General features: G+C 41.1%; 14 protein-coding genes. 12 read left to right on the top strand and 2 right to left on the bottom strand.

Going from position 1 to position 17,205, the window contains the following annotated elements; all coding sequences use genetic code 11:
* Positions 1-63 precede the first annotated feature (63 nt).
* From UABAM_RS11385 to UABAM_RS11340, 11 genes are all read left to right on the top strand, one after another.
* On the top strand, positions 64-351 hold the full coding sequence (locus UABAM_RS11385) for a hypothetical protein (RefSeq protein WP_151968127.1): 288 nt from the start codon (positions 64-66) through the stop codon (positions 349-351).
* A gap of 102 nt (positions 352-453) precedes the next feature.
* Entirely contained in the window at positions 454-4,425 is a 3,972-nt protein-coding gene (locus UABAM_RS11380; protein ID WP_173013254.1) for a DEAD/DEAH box helicase, read from the top strand.
* A gap of 20 nt (positions 4,426-4,445) precedes the next feature.
* A complete protein-coding gene (locus UABAM_RS33940) occupies positions 4,446-4,577 on the top strand; it encodes a hypothetical protein (RefSeq protein ID WP_261343983.1) in 132 nt (43 codons plus the stop codon).
* Positions 4,578-4,688: 111 nt separating this feature from the next.
* Complete coding sequence (gene lysW / locus UABAM_RS11375) at positions 4,689-4,862, top strand: lysine biosynthesis protein LysW (protein WP_151968125.1); 174 nt, start codon at positions 4,689-4,691, stop codon at positions 4,860-4,862.
* 2 nt (positions 4,863-4,864) lie between these two features.
* Positions 4,865-5,719, top strand: a complete 855-nt coding sequence (gene lysX / locus UABAM_RS11370) for a lysine biosynthesis protein LysX (protein ID WP_151968124.1) — start codon at positions 4,865-4,867, stop codon at positions 5,717-5,719.
* Positions 5,720-5,732: 13 nt separating this feature from the next.
* On the top strand, positions 5,733-6,761 hold the full coding sequence (gene argC / locus UABAM_RS11365; protein ID WP_151968123.1) for an N-acetyl-gamma-glutamyl-phosphate reductase: 1,029 nt from the start codon (positions 5,733-5,735) through the stop codon (positions 6,759-6,761).
* Between the two features lie 12 nt (positions 6,762-6,773).
* Positions 6,774-7,580, top strand: a complete 807-nt coding sequence (locus tag UABAM_RS11360) for a [LysW]-aminoadipate kinase (RefSeq protein WP_151968122.1) — start codon at positions 6,774-6,776, stop codon at positions 7,578-7,580.
* A 390-nt stretch (positions 7,581-7,970) separates the two neighbouring features.
* The gene (locus UABAM_RS11355) at positions 7,971-9,155 is read left to right on the top strand and encodes an aspartate aminotransferase family protein (protein ID WP_151968121.1); all 1,185 of its coding nucleotides are present in this window, start codon (positions 7,971-7,973) and stop codon (positions 9,153-9,155) included.
* A complete protein-coding gene (gene trpS, locus UABAM_RS11350) occupies positions 9,145-10,215 on the top strand; it encodes a tryptophan--tRNA ligase (RefSeq protein ID WP_151968120.1) in 1,071 nt (356 codons plus the stop codon). Before UABAM_RS11355 ends, trpS begins: the two co-directional genes overlap by 11 nt.
* Before the next feature lie 4 nt (positions 10,216-10,219).
* Positions 10,220-11,299, top strand: a complete 1,080-nt coding sequence (locus tag UABAM_RS11345) for a [LysW]-lysine hydrolase (RefSeq protein ID WP_151968119.1) — start codon at positions 10,220-10,222, stop codon at positions 11,297-11,299.
* A 1-nt stretch (position 11,300) separates the two neighbouring features.
* Positions 11,301-15,170: a protein kinase domain-containing protein gene (locus UABAM_RS11340; RefSeq protein ID WP_151968118.1), complete on the top strand. Its 3,870-nt coding sequence runs from the start codon at positions 11,301-11,303 to the stop codon at positions 15,168-15,170.
* An 84-nt stretch (positions 15,171-15,254) separates the two neighbouring features.
* Here the strand turns inward: UABAM_RS11340 and UABAM_RS11335 are convergent, their stop codons facing one another.
* On the bottom strand, positions 15,255-15,905 hold the full coding sequence (locus UABAM_RS11335; RefSeq protein WP_151968117.1) for a hypothetical protein: 651 nt from the start codon (positions 15,903-15,905) through the stop codon (positions 15,255-15,257).
* 165 nt (positions 15,906-16,070) lie between these two features.
* On the opposite strand from UABAM_RS11335, the gene UABAM_RS11330 reads away from it, so the two are divergent.
* Positions 16,071-16,769 (top strand): NTP transferase domain-containing protein, encoded by a 699-nt coding sequence (locus tag UABAM_RS11330; protein WP_151968116.1) that lies wholly within the window; start codon positions 16,071-16,073, stop codon positions 16,767-16,769.
* Positions 16,770-16,816: 47 nt separating this feature from the next.
* Here UABAM_RS11330 and UABAM_RS11325 read toward each other — a convergent pair whose 3' ends face one another.
* A complete protein-coding gene (locus tag UABAM_RS11325) occupies positions 16,817-17,200 on the bottom strand; it encodes a RidA family protein (RefSeq protein WP_151968115.1) in 384 nt (127 codons plus the stop codon).
* Between the last annotated feature and the right edge of the window lie 5 nt (positions 17,201-17,205).

Here is a 17,205-nt window from a genome sequence, read left to right as displayed (position 1 = left end):
TTATTTTTTACATGTTGATTATGATAAAAATTTGTTATAGTTGCGGTGTATAGAAAGGCTCATATGGATATTGATAATTTGACTCTCAAGGAAATCGAAGAGTTAAAGCAAAAATTACAGCAATGCGAAGTTCAGAAATTTGCCGAATACAAAGGCCAAAAAGTTTTGGGATTTAAATTGTCTTTGGTCAAAAGTCGTAGTTCGAAGAATAACAAAGTATATCCGGCATGGAAAGCATATCGCTGTTATAAAGGTAAACGCCACGTGGTTCACATTGGTAAAGATCCACGCAACGCACGTGATAAGATTGTGAAATATGTTGACCGACATGAAGAACTACGCGAGCAGTGATTTTGATACATTTCAAGACTTATTACCTTTGAATGAATTACATCGTTATTTAGCTGATAGTACACTAGATTAGTGCACCAAGGAATGTTTACGGGATTTTTTATGGAAAATTTTCAGCATCTTGCAATAGAAGAACAAAATATTTTGTGTGTGTTGGCGATTCTTTTGACAGAATGCGAGCAGACGACGTTATATCAACTGATTAGCGAATCGCGACTAGTGAACCGCAAAAAACAACCCATGTCGTACCGCGATATCTCGAATGCTTTGAGTTCTCTGAAACGCCAAAAACTTATTTCACATAACAATGCCTGTCGTGACGATGTGTGCAATGTTGTAATGTCCTATGCCTCGAAACGCACAGAGTTTAATAGTATGATCGGCATCATAAAGCAAGTGAACACAAATTACAATATACACTACTGGGCAGAAAAAACGGCGCTGTCCAATATACGCATAGCTATTTTTAGTAACGATGAAAGTTTATTGACGCACTCGGTGAAAGAAATTCGCGATCTCTCGCCTTACAGACAATCTTTTGTGGAAATATACCACTTGTGTGGCGCGCTTGATTGGTGCCGGCAGTTGTCTCCTGTGGTGCGTACTTTTGTATTGCAACAACTCATCGCTCATAATTTGTACAATTTTGTTGCCATTGAAAAAGATGTATTAAATGTATTTTCTGGGAAAGTGAACGACCCTGAAGCCAAGAAGTATTTGTATAACGAGTTAGTGATCGTATATTTATTTCAGGGAAAATTTACCGCATTAGAGGCGCTTCTACCAAAATTAGAAGAGCAAGAGATGCATATTTGCGTGGCGAGTTATTATTACGTCTGCGGTAAAGTAAAAAACGCCAAAAAGCATTTTACCGCAGCATTAAAAGAAATACGCAAAAATAAGATGTTTTTGCCGGATTACTATGGCATATTTTTAATTTTGCATCTACTGGAAGATCTCTCGCCACGAAATACAAAAACACTAGAAAAGATATTTGCGGCACCTAAAAAACATGCCTTGTATGAAAAATCATATGTGATTTTTCGTAAATTTTACGCGTGGTTACAAAATGAGCGCGATGAAGTACAATTGAATACCACAGATAAATTACAAAATCTTGACGATTTCTTTGAAGCGTTTGTTCTTACGTGGATGGACAGTAGTAAAGTAAGTAAAGAGAAGGTGGCTACATGCGTAAAACAACTGCACGAAAACGACTATAAATGGCTTGGACAACAGCTACAAAAAATTTGTGGTATTTCCGGAGAGTTGAGCGGTGACGATTTCCGGCAATATGATATAAGCAAGCGTTTTTGTCAAGATGCGCCGTGGAAAAATATCCTGAATCAACTCGAAGAAGCGATTGAAAAAAATAGCGATGTCAAAAAGCGCCTTGCGTGGTTTGTCGAACCGAGCAACAACTTTTGTACCATCACTGCGCGCGAGCAAAAACAACGCAGTGACGGGACATGGAGTGAAGGACGTGAATTGCAGATTACACCCGAATGGGAAGAAGAGTATTTTTCTTTCCAAGATAAACGCATTATTTTGGCGTATCTGGAAAATCAACATCATTACGAATATGGTCATTGGAAAAAAGTTCTTCTGGCCATGGCGGATCATCCTTATGTTTTTCACAAAGATCACTTACGCAAAGTGTCCATTGAAAAAGCCTCCCCACAGCTACTGATCACTAAAAAAAGAAACTCTATCCACATGGCTTTTATGGGGGAGAATAACGGTGATGCTATTTTATATCGTAAGGAAAGTGACAGTAAGATTTCGCTGACGAAGTTTGAAAAAATTCACCGTGAAGTCATCCAAATTATTGGACATGGGGGGGCCTCTTTTCCCATTGAAGCAGAAGAGCATTTTGCTCCTGTTGTCGAAAATATTTGTCGACAAATGACCGTTCATACCTATTCGAATGAACATGTTCGCGCACAACACAAAGAGAGTGATGATCGGATTTATGTACGTCTAGTTCCTTGGGAGCATGGCTTTCGCATCACTATTGTTGTAAAGCCACTGGGAAAAAAAGGTCCTATTATAGAGCCAGGAGAAGGCGGAGAAATAGTTGTTAGTAGCATTGACAGTCAAGAGTATCAAACTAAGCGCAACTTGAAGCGCGAAAAAAAGTATCTAAAGGAAATATTGGATAAGTGCCCTATATTAGAAGAAGAAACTCACTATAATTGCGAATGGGCGATTAACGACGTCGAAAAATGTTTGAGTATACTACTCAAACTGCGACAAATGAACCATGTCGTTATTGAATGGCCTCAAGGAAAAAAAATAAAAGTACACGAACAAATAGGTTGGGATAATCTCCAGGTGAGCGTTCGCAAGAAAAAAGATTGGTTTGAGATTTCTGGGTGTGTAGAACTTGACGATGCCAAAGTGCTTGAAATGGAGAATTTATTGATCCATATTGAAAATTCTCAAGATAATTTTATTGCTCTTAGTGACAACGAGTTTGTACTACTTACTTCAGAGATGCGCAAAAGGCTACAAGATTTATATAATATTACTGATCAGTCACAACAACAATTGCGCGTTCATCCATTGGCCGCAAATATTCTAAACTCCTCTTTGTTGGGAACCAAAGATTTTGATGCGAATAACGACTGGGTTTCACAGATAAAGAGAATCAAACGCATACAGCAAAAAAAACGCCGTGTTCCACAGAACCTAAATGCCACTTTACGTAATTATCAAGAACAGGGATTCGCATGGCTTGCGAGACTTTGTGAATGGGGGGTCGGAGGATGTTTGGCCGACGACATGGGTTTAGGGAAAACCGTACAGGCTTTGGCCATTATTTTACAAGAAGCGCAAAAAGGACCATCATTAGTCATCGCTCCCACTTCCGTGGCGATGAACTGGCAAGAAGAAGCGCAAAAGTTTACACCAGATCTTGAGGTGATCTTATTTGCCTCAAGTTCTAAAAACGAGGAATTGCGGGAATTAGGTCCAAAAAATTTAGTGGTCACAAGTTATGGAATGTTGCAAAATCGCGCCGAGGTTTTCGGGGCAGTTCTTTGGCAAACCGTAGTTTTGGATGAAGCGCAAGCGATTAAAAATAGCTATACAAAGCGCTCTCAAGCGGCGATGCAGCTACAAGCAAATTTTAAGCTAATTACCACTGGGACGCCTATTGAAAATCACCTGGGAGAATTGTGGAATTTATTTCATTTTATTAATCCAGGCTTTTTAGGTTCTCAAGAAGCCTTTCGCAAGAAATACATTACACCCATCGAAAAAGACAATAGTGTCGAAAAACGCCAAGCACTGCGTAATTTAATCGGTCCTTTTATATTGCGTCGTTTAAAAAAAGATGTACTAAAAGAGCTTCCACCACGGATCGAAAATACTTTGTATGTCGAGATGAGTGAAGATGAAAAGGGTTTTTACGAAGCTTTACGACAAAGAGCAGTCGAAAAAATAGATATGCTGAACGACAACAAAGAAAAGCAACACTTTAAAATTTTAGCAGAGATTATGAAGTTGCGTCGTGTGTGCTGCCATCCACTTTTAGTAGATAAAAACACTGAACTGAGTAGTTCTAAAATTGAAGTATTTCGCGATTTACTTTGGGAGATTTTAGAGAACGACCATCGCGTACTTGTTTTTAGTCAATTCGTTCAATTTTTGCATATTATTCGCGATTTTTTAGATACGCAAAATATCAGCTATCAATACCTGGATGGTTCTACGCCACAAAAAGAGCGCCAAAAAAACGTTCGCGAATTTCAAAATGGTGTAGGACGTGTCTTTTTAATTAGCCTTAAGGCCGGAGGGATGGGACTAAATTTAACCGCCGCAGACTATGTAATTCACATGGACCCATGGTGGAATCCCGCGGTAGAAGATCAAGCCGCAGACCGGGCGCATCGTTTGGGGCAAACAAAACCGGTGAACATATACCGTTTAGTGACAAAAGACACCATCGAACAAAAAATACTACAACTCCACGGCGAAAAACGCGAGCTAGCCGAAAGTGTACTAGAAGGTCGCGAGAGTCCTGGAAAAATTAATTTGGACGAAATTTTACATTTGTTACGCAGTGCGTAGTAGTGATCGTCACTGTGACCATGCCCCTGACCGTAATCGTCACCGTCACCGTCACCGTAGCCGTGATCGTAATCGTAGCCGTAACCGTGATCGTAACCAAAAGCAACGGTGACGACTGCGATGGCGAGATCGATATACATACCATACACTGACATTCCACAATAACCCGCAGCACCTCATTTTTTATATTGCAAAAACAATTATTTTTGCTACACTACCGACTCTTTTTATCAAAATCAAAATTCTCATGAAAGGAAACAAAAATGGCAAAAGTTGTTGAGTGCCCAGAGTGCGGTGCAGAAATCACATTAGATGATGATGCGATGGTGGGAGAAATTGTCACTTGTCCAGATTGTGGAGCGGAGCTTGAAGTTACAAGTCTTGATCCTGCTCAAGTAGAGTTAGCACCTCAAGAAGAGGAAGACTGGGGAGAGTAATTATGCGCGTTGGTGTTTTGTATGCGAGAATTCGCGTAGAAGAAAAATTGCTACTAAAAGAACTAGACAATAGCGGAGTCGAATACGATCTCATTGATGTTCGCAAGATCAAACTCGATTTACACCACAAAGAAGAGTGGGAAAAGTACAACGTAATTCTTGAGCGTTGTATCAGTCACTCACGTGCGGACGCAACACTTCGCGTTCTTGATTCTTGGGGCATTCCTTGTGTAAATAATGTTCATGTGGCCGATATTTGTGGAGATAAACTTACCACTTCTTTGGCTTTGATCCGGCACAATGTGGCTACTCCTGATGTGAAGGTCGCTTTTACACCAGAGTCTGCTCTGGAAGCCATAGAAGAAATGGGGTATCCTGTTGTTTTGAAACCTGCAGTGGGATCCTGGGGACGGCTTTTGACAAAAGTAAATGACCGCGAAGCTGCTGAAGCGGTTCTTGAGCACAAGGCCATTTTAGGAACGTATCACCATTCGATATATTATATTCAAAAATTTATCGATAAGCCTGATAGAGATATTCGCAGTTTTGTTGTGGATGGAAAGACTATTTGTGCCATTGCCCGTAATTCCAAACACTGGTTAACAAACACCGCTCGTGGAAGTACCGCAGAGAATTTTCCGATGACAGAGGAAGTCGACCAACTTTCCATTGCAGCGGCAAAGGCTGTAGGCGGCGGAGTGGTGGCGATTGATTTACTGGAGACTCCTGAAGGAAAAGTGATGGTCAACGAAGTAAACTATACGATGGAGTTCCGTAATAGTATTGCTCCGACAGGTGTTAACATTCCGCAAAAAGTTATTGAATATGTCATCAATGTAGGTGAAGGAAAAGTCTAAGAAAGGCGAGGAAATGACTAAAAAAGTCAGTATTATTGGTGGGTCTGGTTACACGGGCGGAGAACTCATTCGTTTGTTGCTTTCGCATCCTAATGTGGAAATTGGACAGGTAACCTCTCAGCGGTACTTGGGTAAATTTGTACATAATGCTCATCCTAACTTACGCGGGCAAAAATTGATAAAATTTACCAGCCCCGATCAGATTCAGCCTTGTGATATACTATTTCTCGCTTTACCACACAAAACGGCCGCTCAAGACATTGAACGTTATGCCGAGATCGCAGAGCATATTATCGACTTGTCTGCTGATTTTCGTTTACGCGATGCTGCGGTTTATAAAAAATGGTATGGAGAAGATCATGCCGCTTCTTCGTGGTTAGAACGTTTTGTGTATGGTCTTCCCGAATTACATCGCGAAGAGCTAGCCAACGCAAAATATGTCAGTGGAGTTGGTTGTAATGCTACAGCAGTGAATCTTGCTTTATATCCACTTGCGGCACACAACCTCATTGACCATGTTGTTGCCGAAGTGAAAGTTGGTTCATCGGAAGGGGGAAATTCCCACAGTTTGGCAAGTCACCATCCAGAGCGCAGTGGAGCAGTGCGTTCTTTTGCACCGACAACACATCGCCACCAAGCGGAAATGCAACAAGAATTAGGTATTTCGCAAATTTATTTTTCAGCAACTGCTATTGAAATGGTACGCGGAGTTATGTGTACAGCGCACTGTTTTCTCAAAGACGACATAGAGGAAAAAGAAGTGTGGAAATTATATCGCAAAGAATACAAAGGGGAACCTTTTATTCGTTTGGTGAAAGACAATACGGGCATTTATCGTTTTCCCGAACCAAAGATTCTCCAAGGAACCAACTACTGCGATATTGGATTTGCCAAAGAAAAAAATAGCAAGCGCCTTGTCGTAATGAGTGCCATTGACAATTTGATGAAAGGCGCAGCGGGAAGTGCAGTGCAATCAATGAATGTCATGATGGGCTGGGATGAAAAAACTGCCTTGGATTTTCCAGGACTTCATCCTATATAGGAAGGTAATAAATTGATAGTTGTAAAAGTTGGAGGTAGTGAGGGAATTGATCTCGATGCTTTGTGTGCTGATTTCGCCTCCCTTGTTGCCGAAGGAAAAAAAATAATCTTAGTCCACGGTGGATCGCACCAAACAAATGTCGTTGCGGAAAAATTGGGGTATCCTCCCAAATTCATCACGTCGCCGTCTGGATATACCAGCCGTTTAACTGATCGCAAAACACTTGAGATTTTCGAAATGGTATATTGTGGAGAAATCAACAAAGGAATAGTTGAACGCCTACAAAAACACGGAGTCAATGCTGTCGGTCTTTCCGGTATCGATGGTCGATTGTGGGAAGGACCACGCAAGAAAGCTGTACGTGCTGTGGAAAATGGTAAAGTACGTGTCGTGCGCAATAACTTGACGGGGATCGTGGAAAAAGTCAATACCACATTATTGGATAACTTGCTAAACAGTGGTTTTATGCCAGTATTGTGCCCTCCCGCAATTAGTTATGAAGGCGAAGCGATCAACGTTGACGGAGACCGTGCTGCAGGGCAAACCGCGATTGCTCTACAAGCGGAAGTTTTATTGCTATTGTCAAATGTTCCTGGTTTACTCAAAGAGTTTCCCGACGAATCTTCTTTGATCTCCGAAGTAAAATCTAGCGAAATCTCCACGGTAGAAAAATACGCAGAAGGACGTATGCGTATGAAAGTTCTCGGAGCAAAAGAAGCGTTAGAAGGCGGAGTTGGCAAAGTAATTATGGGAGATGCTCGCGTAGAAAATTCTATTCGCAAAGCCCTAGAAGGCAACGGGACAACCTTCCGCAAATAATGACAAAACACAATGCGCAGTAATATTTGTTTTATATTTTCGCCTTTGTATTGATGCCCTCACCATCGAATAAGCAGTTACAGCTACGCTGTAAACTACTATTCTCATACCTCTCCCACAGGGAGAGGTGTAATGCTTCTCTTTCGATAAAAACAAAATTCGCTTGATTTGCGGACAATAGTATAGCGTTACTATCTTTGTACAATTATGGTTGTTTATGCGGCGGCACAAAATAAAACAGCAAGATCAATTCGGACGTGTTACGCCTCTCCCTGTGGGAGAGGCATGAGGCTTGTTGCTTTCAGCGTAGCTGAAATCTACAAGCCGATGGTGAGGGCATCCATCTGAAAATGAAACTCTTATAAACACCAAATAATTCAGGAATTAATCATGAGCGATATTTTTGATCCTATACCGATTGAAAACAAATACACAAGTGGTGTATACTACAAAAGAGATGTGGCTATTGTTCGTGGAAAAGGCACAAAAGTTTGGGATTCTCACGGAAAAGAATACATTGATTGCGTGGCCGGACAAGGAGTGGCAAATCTTGGACACTGTCACCCAAGAGTCGTTTCCGCTATTAACGAACAAAGTCAGAAGCTATTGACGTGTACCGAAATTTTTTTCAACGATACAAGGGCGCGACTTCTCGAAAAACTCGCTGGTGTTTTGCCGTCGGGTCTAAATAAAGTATATTTGTGTAACTCCGGAGCCGAATCCGTAGAGGCGGCCATCAAATTTGCACGGCTTGCCACCGGAAAAAAAGAAATCATTGCAACAATGCGCGGTTTTCACGGACGCACCATGGGGGCATTATCTGCCACTTGGGAGAAAAGATATCGCCAGCCATTTTTTCCGCTTATTCCCGAAGTGCAGCATGTTCCTTACGATAAAATAGAAAAGATAACCACTGCCATAAGCGAAAATACGGCTGCGGTACTCGTGGAGGTTGTACAAGGAGAAGGTGGAGTAAGGCCAGGAAGTCGCGAATACTTAAGCCATTTACGACAACTATGCGACGAAAAGGGTTGCCTTCTTATCTTTGATGAAGTACAAACTGGTTTTGGACGTACAGGACAATGGTTCGCATGTCAGCATCACGGTATCTCACCTGATATTTTGACGATGGGCAAAGCAATCGCCGGTGGCGTACCTATGGGGGCTGTTGCTATGGGGGAACGCGTGGTGAATTTAAAGCCGGGTACCCACGGATCTACTTTTGGTGGAAATCCCCTGGCATGCGCGGCATCATTAGCTGCTCTTGGGGCTTATGAAGACGAGAATCTTATCCGTCGTTCTCTTGAACTAGGTGAATATGCACGCGAGAAGATAAAAAATATAAACCATCGTTTTATTCGCGAAGTGCGCGGTTTAGGTCTTATGATTGGAATAGAGCTAAAAACGAAGGCCACACCCTATTTACGTGCTCTTATGCAGCATGGCGTCCTCGCTTTACCAGCGGGCCCAACCGTATTGAGGTTATTACCACCACTGATTATTAGTAAAGAGGAATTAGATCAAGTCGTATCAGTAATAGAAAAAGTTCTTAACGAGGAAAAAAATGGCGGATAGAAAAAAAAGATTGTTAACCGGAGATCGTCCTACAGGAAAGTTGCATTTAGGGCACTATGTGGGAACACTTGCCAATCGCGTAAAGCTCCAACAGCAGTATGAATGTTATTTTATCATTGCGGACTTACATATGCTGACAACAAAAAATACTCCCGATGACATCAAGGCGTCTTGCGAAAATGCTTGCCATGTGGTTCTCGATGCTATTGCTGCGGGTATTGACCCTTACAAGGCGACATTTTATTTACAATCGGCAATTCCCGAAGTATGTGAAATGAATACTTTGTTTCAAAATCTCATTACCGTACCGCGCTTGGAGAGAATACCTAGTCTAAAAGAAATGGCAGCAAGTGCTGGGCGCGCTGAGATGCCATATGGTCTTTTAGGTTACCCTGTTTTACAAGCGGCAGATGTTCTTTGTGTAAAGTCCGAATGTGTTCCTGTGGGCAAAGATAATTTAGCACACTTAGAACTAACACGCGAAATAGCACGCAAATTTAACAGTCTATACGGTGAAGTATTTCCCATTCCCGAATCTTTAGAGGGAGAAGTGGGAACTCTTGTCGGAACCGACGGTAAGGCAAAAATGAGCAAAAGTCTTAACAATGCGATCTATTTGAGTGACGACGCGCAGACGGTAGCGAAAAAAGTGAAGGGTATGTTTACCGATGAAAAACGCGTTCACGCCGATATCCCGGGTACAGTAGAGGGGAATCCCGTGTTCATTTATCACGATGCCTTCAATCCGAACAAAGAAGAAATTGCGGATTTACAAGAGCGCTATCGCAAAGGAACCGTGGGAGATGTTGAGGTAAAAGAGAAGCTTACTATAGCTCTAAATAACTTCTTAGACCCTATGCGTGAAAGACGCGCGAAATTTGAGAGTGAAAAGGGACTTTTGGAAGAATTTATTGTCGAAGGTTCGGCGAAAGTTCGCGAAGAGGTGAAGCAAACGGTTTTTGAAATGCGCAAAGCAATGGGACTCGCAAGTGTATGGAATCGCATGCGCCGCAAAGTAGAGAAACGTCAGAAAAAACAACAAAAACAAAATCAGGAATAATATCATGGATGCCGTCCAGTTACTAACGCGTATGGTCGAAATCAAAAGTGTGTCGGAAAATGAACGCGAGGTCGCGGAATACTTAGTGGAGTATATGAGCGAAAATGGTCTCGAAGCACATATCGACGATGCAGGAAATGCCGTTGGCATAAAGAGTGGAAAGATTACTGCGGAAGAACAAGTGGAAGACCTTGTTCTCCTTGGACATATGGATACCGTTCCCGGAGATATCCCCGTGCGTCAGGAGGGAGATTTGCTTTTCGGGCGTGGTAGTGTCGACGCCAAAGGCCCTTTAGCGACGTTTGTCGCCGCTACTATTCAGGCGCAAATTGCCGAAAACAGACGTGTAATTGTTGTGGGAGCTGTAGAAGAGGAGATATCTACTTCGAAGGGGGCTCATTACGCAAAAGATCAATATTCACCTGTCGCATGTGTGATTGGTGAACCGAGCAATTGGGATGCCATTACTTTGGGTTACAAAGGACAATTTCTTGTCAAATATCGTTTAGAACAGGAAGTGGGACACACAGCCGGAGCAAACAGTGCTGTTGGTGAAAAAGCGGTTATTTGGTGGCAAAAGATCCAGGAACATTGTGAGTCTTTTAATGAAGAGCGCAACAAGTTATTTGATCAGCTACTTCCGACTTTAAGACATATTCAAACAAGCAGTGATGGCCTTACGGAAGTTGCCGAAGTGATTGTGGGTATTCGTTTGCCTTTAGACGTGGACATCCCGCAGCTGAAAAATACAGTTTGCAACTTTGATGAACATGCTGAAATAGATTGCTATTCGCACGAAGAAGCCTACAAAAGTGATAAGAATAACGGTCTCGTTCGTGCTTTCTTAAAATCTATTCGCCAACAAAATGCACGACCGCGTTTTAAAACAAAAACCGGAACATCCGATATGAACTCGGTCGGACCAAAGTGGCAGTGCCCGATTGTTGCTTATGGGCCAGGGGATAGCACTCTTGACCACACACCAAACGAGCACATTTCCATAAGTGAATATCTGCGCGCTATCGAAGTACTCAAAAGTGTATTGGAAGACAGTGGTACTTTACAACAAAAAAAATGTAAATAACATGAAAGAGTTTTACATAAATCACTACAAAGTGATTCGAAAAATAGGCGAGGGAGGCATGGCGGAAGTCTATCTTGCCTATGATTCAAAAGTTGGTCGCCAAGTGGCGATTAAGGCACAAGATGTCCCCTGCAAGCGCTTTATGCGCGAAGCTCAGTATTTGTCTTCTCTGAGTCATCCACATATCCTCAAGGTCTACGATTTTTTTGTCGAAAAAAACAAGCCGTTTATGGTGATGGAATACTGTGAAGGTGTAACGCTCGGTATTTATTTACAAAAAAATAAACTGTCGGTGCAGGAAAAATTAAAATTATTTGCACATGTCGTATCTGCCGTGGACTACGCACACAAAAACAAAATCATTCATCGCGATTTAAAACCAAGCAATATTATTGTTGATAACAAAGGTATTCCCTACCTTATGGACTTTGGTATTGCCAAGCAACTCAATAGCGGGTTGAAAAGCTTGACGAAGGGGGATAAAGTGGTGGGAACACTATTTTATATGGCACCTGAGCAAGCCAAAGGAGAAAAACGCAATATTGACTATTTGAGCGATGTTTATTCTCTAGGGGCAATCTTGTACGAAATTCTTACTGGTGAAAGGTATGTTGGTGGTGACTCTGAGATCCAGGTTTTCTATCGTGTTGTCAACGACAATCCCGTACCGTTGCGCAAGAAAAATCCCCAGATTCCCCGTGTGCTAGAAGATGTTTGTTTAAAGGCTCTACAAAAGGAAAAAAAACATCGTTATCAGAGTGCAAAAGCCTTTTACGATGACATATGTGCCGTTTTAGACAATAAGCCTGTTTCTGCAAGTGGAATAGGTAATTTTTGGGGATATTACTACAAAAAGATCTGCATAGGTGTTGTGGCAATAGTGTCATTGGTGGTGTTTATTGTTCTTTATAGCGACATATTCTCTTCGGACAAACAAATACACATCGAAAAAAAGTCCAGTGCGACATCGGTGATCGATGACTGGATTGACCAAGGTTTTTATGACAAAGCTCATGAAGAATTGCAGTCTGCACAACAAAAGCTTACGACGCGTAAATATTACGAATATTTACTGGTGATATATGCCAAAAAACAAGAGGACTCTCTTTTTACGGAGATACGGAAAAAACTGCAAAAACCTTTCAGTGCAACAATGGATTTAGCGATAGGTGAGAGATATTTTCACCAACAACAGAATATAAAAGCGCGTGAATTTTTTTCAAGAGTTCTCGTCTCTGATTCCCTGCATCTCAAAAAATATGCGTATTATTACCTTGGACGTTTACACTACAACGCAAAAGAGTATCATCTTGCCCTTGAATCTTTTGTGCAATCGGAGGATATCACTAGCAATCGCAATTTTTTTGACCGCGCAATGTTACATTTTTTTATGGGAAAATGCTATTTTTATTTAGCAAAATATTCTCGCGCCATTGAGCATCTGTTAACCGCTCAAAAAGAGTTGCAGCAGTTCGCTGAAGTTTATTACTACTTGGGGAAGGCACACTTCTTCACCGAAAATTATGATGAAGCCTTGAGATATTTACAAAAGAGTATTGAGTTTGACCGTGAAAATAGCGACTATCATGTATGGTTAGGCAAACTACTCGTGCGACAGAAAAAATACGCTAAGGCAGGACGTATTTTTCAACAAGCGCGTTTGCTCGATCCTCTAAATAGTGAAGCATTGCAAGAATTTACGGCAATTGCTACTCAAGATTTGAACCTGCTGGAAATTCGCTATTTGAAACTTGTTGCGGATTTAGAATACTGGCGTTATAAACCCGAAAATGTATTAAATATACCCATAGGCGGCATTTGCGATAAGTATCGTTACCATTACTTGCAATATGTGAAATTGAAAGACATTTCCGCGAACCGCGAATCGATTGTAAATTTGGTGCAAAAATTAAAAAATCCCGACCCTAAAATTCAGCAGTCGGCGCGTTCGGGTTTACTATTGATGCGCTACAGCAAAACGATTGTCGATATCTTGAAAAAAGTAGGGCAGCTACAAATCGCCATAGATATTTTGAAAATACGCCAGAAAGAAGAACTGTACGCACTTTATTATATTATGGCCCAAGCCTCTTTACATCCACGCTCTCATCTTGTGGAGTCGTTAAATATTGAGAAAATGCAGCAAGTGCTCATTGATCAAAACGAAAATGTATTACATCGTTATATCGCAGCAAAATCGATGTTACTAAAGTGTGAATTTGAAAAAATCGAGTGGTTGCGGAAATATTCGGAAGATGTTGTTTTGCAAATTGTTTGCGCACGTGCTCTACAGGATATGGATATGTTTACGACGCGAAAAACCACGCCAATGCCTATATCAGAATTCACCGAGCTCAAGATGGCAAGAATTTGCGCGGGGATACATCGCTTTTACCACTACGATACAAAACAAAATACTAGCTTATTACAAGGTGATGCGATAAGTGCTATGTTATTAGGACAGAGTCTTATGTATGTTGATAATAAGTTGGCCGCAAAAATTTTTGCGGCGTATACAAAGAAAAAGTATCATGTGAAAATTCGTTGTGCGGCATACCATTATTTGGGAATTTTGATGCAGTACAATGAGAAGCTAATGCTGAAACATGGCACAACGTGGCAAAAAGCATGTGCAAAATTATTACAGCAACCCACCACCATACAAATTATTCTTTTACAACAATCGAAGCTGATGCAGGTTCCCATACCTCCCAAAATTGTACGCAAATTAGTGTTGTCGAATACCACTACCTATGCAAAGATCGCTGCCATTGACTATATGCACAAAATGCGCGAGCATTTTACAGATGAAATAGAAAGATATTACAAAGAGGGAGATCCTTTAGTTCGTCTTTACGCCTTTATGAAAATATTTAGGCAAAAATTGGGGAGATCGATTGAATTTATGGATCCACTACCGCTCATCAATAGCGATAGTGATTTTTTACGCAGTTATGGTTACTCTATATATGCCGCTACGGGAAAAGAAGTTTTAGATTTCTTGGAGAAAGAAAAAAATCCACGTTTACAAGCGGTTATTTTAAAGAACGTAGGGATGATACCGTTTCTTATATCGAAAAATGAAATAAAGTCGCGCAGTGAAAGACAAAAAATTGCCCAGAAGTATTTCACTGCCAAAGATAACACCTTGCGTACATATGCGTATGGTGCATACGCGTATTTATCAGAGGACAAAGATATTGAGCGTTTGGTAGAAGAAATGAAAGACAGCGATGATTTCTACGCGCGCAAGGGAATTTCTCTGGCGATGAACCGCCGCATATTACAAGGGCTAATGATGACGAATGGTTCATTGGTGTTTTTGAATGTATTTGTGAGTACACATCTGGAAAGTGAAGTGCCTTACCTCGACAAATTCGCGATGCGTATTCAAGAACCAAAGTGGGTGGAGTATTACCAAAAACTGTTTAAACAGATGCGCATACTAAAATTTGTCGATGCAAACGATTACTTCCGCGAAGGGATCATCGCCAAAAAAAATGAAGATTATCAAAAAGCATGTGCGTTATTTTCTAAAGCAATCGAACTTGACGAGAAGATTGTGTACTATTTGGAGTTACTCAACGCTACCTGGAAACACTCGCGAAAAGTACCCGTTTCTGTTGCGAAAAGATTGCAAACTCTTACTAGAGAAAGAGCGATGCATCCTAAGTATTACAAAATACTCTTGGAGATTCCTTACCATCCTGCCATCGAAGATATTCTCAAGCAGAATAGTTTGTCGCTTGCGGCAAATCACAATGAAAAAGTATACAATCTTGCGTGGTACAATTTAGTAACGTATAACAGAAGCAACTCACGACGCCAACAATCTAGAATGTATGGATCAATATTGCGCAATTCAAAATAAAAACCATAGAGAGTACACTATTTGTATCCTCTATGGTTTATTAGGACGGGCCTAAAAAAACGTTTCTTTGTTCAATTCAGAATTTTACTTCACAAAGGTAAACTCGTTTTTGATAACGAAATTGAAAGCTTTTAAACCAAGCTCTTTTTTCGAGAAACTGATTTCAACGACATGCGGTACCATTTCGCAGTAATCAGGAGTCGTACGGTATAAAGTAATCGCTGGTACTTTCCCATCGCCAACTTGGCATTCAAAATGCTCTTTTTTGGTGCACCCACCGCTTAGAACAGAAAAAATGACATTTCCATCTTTGACCTTAACGCCATAAATAGCTTCTTTGACGCGTTTTTTCGGAGGTGTTGCTTTTTTCGCTCCTAGTTTTTTTTCCACTCTACGCGCGCGTCCAATAATCGTAACGCTTTTTGTTACGTCGGAGAACGTATGCTCAAGAGAAACAGTGTAAGGCTTTAATACCTGAATCATCATCCCGCCACCTTTTGGTGGATCAGCAAGAACGACAATTTCCCAACTTTCAGGGGCGACCATGTAAGTATGAGGTACTAAGCGAACGTTTGTATACCCAGGGTTGGGCGCGTTACCACTGACTGTAATTTTGTATGTGTGTCCTTTTACGTGCTCTACTGTTACGCTATCAACAAATACCGGCTCTTCCTCCGCAGCAACAAACATGCAACACAAGCTAAGAAGCATCACTAAAATCAAAGAGAATTTCATATTTTTTCTCCTAGGAAAAAAATTAAAATGTACGGTAATAGTATGTAAACATATATAATATCTAGAAGTGAATATGCCTACCACAATCATAACACGAAAGTGTTACTTATATTGTGGAGTAAATATAACAAAAAAAAATAAAAAAATCTCGCTGAAAGAAAAAATATGAATGCCATACTTCTCGCCGCCGGAATGGGAACGCGGTTGCGCCCCATTACAAATACAACCCCAAAGTCACTTATTGTTGTAAATGAGGAACCTCTTTTGGAAAGGCAAATTAAATTTTTGCGTGCGGTGGGGGTGGAAGATATTTTTGTCGTTACCGGATACTTGGCCGAAAAATTTGCCTATCTAAAAGAGAGAGGCATTACTTTAATTCACAACGACAAATACGACAAATACAACAATATTTACACAATGTATTTGGTCAAAGATCTTCTCGGAGACAGTTACGTTATCGATGCCGACGTTTATCTACACCGTAATGTTCTTCTTGAGAAGCCAGCGACATCTCTATATTTTACGGGTTGTAAAAAAAACGTGCAGCAAGAGTGGAAGCTTCACTTTTCTGATGACCATAAGGTATTTGACATTAGTGTAGCAGATGGCGAACATTACATTATGTCAGGTGTTTCATACTGGACACAACAAGATGCGGATATCATTGTGGATAAGTTGCAAAGTGTTGTAGATCGCGGCTCTTTTGGTGAGTTGTATTGGGACAATATTGTGAAGGATAACTTGCCGTATTTAAACGTCTACGCGCAGAAAATTGGCGAAAATGATTGGTTTGAAATTGACTCTGTTGATGAATTGCGGCAAGTGCAGAATTTTATTCAACAACACAATGATATACAGAGTTAGTTTTTAGAACCTGACAGGGGCAGGTACAAAACCCGCCCCTATAGATCTTATTCGACCAACGCCTCGACTTCAATCTCGATGAGCATTTGCGGATCGATCAGTGACTGTACCTCTACCATTGTTGTGACGGGAGGGTTGTCTTTAAATACCGCGTGATGTGCACGACTGTACTCCTCCCAGCGCTTAATGTCTGTGACGAACATTCGTGTGCGCACGATGCAATGTACATCGGTACCAAATTCTTGTAAGGATTCACGGATAATTTCAAAACAGCGTTTTGCTTGCTCGTAACCATCATCAGGAGCATACACTTTACCATCTTTTAGCGAAGTGGTTCCCGACACATAAATATGCTTACCCACCTTAATTGCGCGACAGTAGGCAACCTTTTCTTCCCAAGGGCTATCCGAAAATACTCGTTTAAAATGCATATAGC

Origin of the sequence: Candidatus Uabimicrobium amorphum, from assembly GCF_009002475.1 — a bacterium.
Classification (GTDB): Bacteria; Planctomycetota; Uabimicrobiia; order Uabimicrobiales; family Uabimicrobiaceae; genus Uabimicrobium; species Uabimicrobium amorphum.
The sequence above is the reverse complement of the archived record's forward strand: the minus strand, read 5'-3'. Positions and strand labels throughout refer to the sequence as shown.

Excerpts from the sequence above, each read along its gene's own strand:
- trpS (WP_151968120.1), top strand. The coding sequence starts at position 9,145 with ATGGCGGATAGAAAAAAAAGATTGTTAACCGGAGATCGTCCTACAGGA.
- argC (WP_151968123.1), top strand. The coding sequence starts at position 5,733 with ATGACTAAAAAAGTCAGTATTATTGGTGGGTCTGGTTACACGGGCGGA.
- UABAM_RS11325 (WP_151968115.1), bottom strand. The coding sequence starts at position 17,200 with ATGCATTTTAAACGAGTATTTTCGGATAGCCCTTGGGAAGAAAAGGTT.
- UABAM_RS11380 (WP_173013254.1), top strand. The coding sequence starts at position 454 with ATGGAAAATTTTCAGCATCTTGCAATAGAAGAACAAAATATTTTGTGT.
- UABAM_RS11340 (WP_151968118.1), top strand. The coding sequence starts at position 11,301 with ATGAAAGAGTTTTACATAAATCACTACAAAGTGATTCGAAAAATAGGC.
- UABAM_RS11335 (WP_151968117.1), bottom strand. The coding sequence starts at position 15,905 with ATGAAATTCTCTTTGATTTTAGTGATGCTTCTTAGCTTGTGTTGCATG.
- UABAM_RS33940 (WP_261343983.1), top strand. The coding sequence starts at position 4,446 with ATGCCCCTGACCGTAATCGTCACCGTCACCGTCACCGTAGCCGTGATC.
- UABAM_RS11345 (WP_151968119.1), top strand. The coding sequence starts at position 10,220 with ATGGATGCCGTCCAGTTACTAACGCGTATGGTCGAAATCAAAAGTGTG.
- UABAM_RS11330 (WP_151968116.1), top strand. The coding sequence starts at position 16,071 with ATGAATGCCATACTTCTCGCCGCCGGAATGGGAACGCGGTTGCGCCCC.
- UABAM_RS11385 (WP_151968127.1), top strand. The coding sequence starts at position 64 with ATGGATATTGATAATTTGACTCTCAAGGAAATCGAAGAGTTAAAGCAA.
- lysW (WP_151968125.1), top strand. The coding sequence starts at position 4,689 with ATGGCAAAAGTTGTTGAGTGCCCAGAGTGCGGTGCAGAAATCACATTA.
- UABAM_RS11355 (WP_151968121.1), top strand. The coding sequence starts at position 7,971 with ATGAGCGATATTTTTGATCCTATACCGATTGAAAACAAATACACAAGT.
- lysX (WP_151968124.1), top strand. The coding sequence starts at position 4,865 with ATGCGCGTTGGTGTTTTGTATGCGAGAATTCGCGTAGAAGAAAAATTG.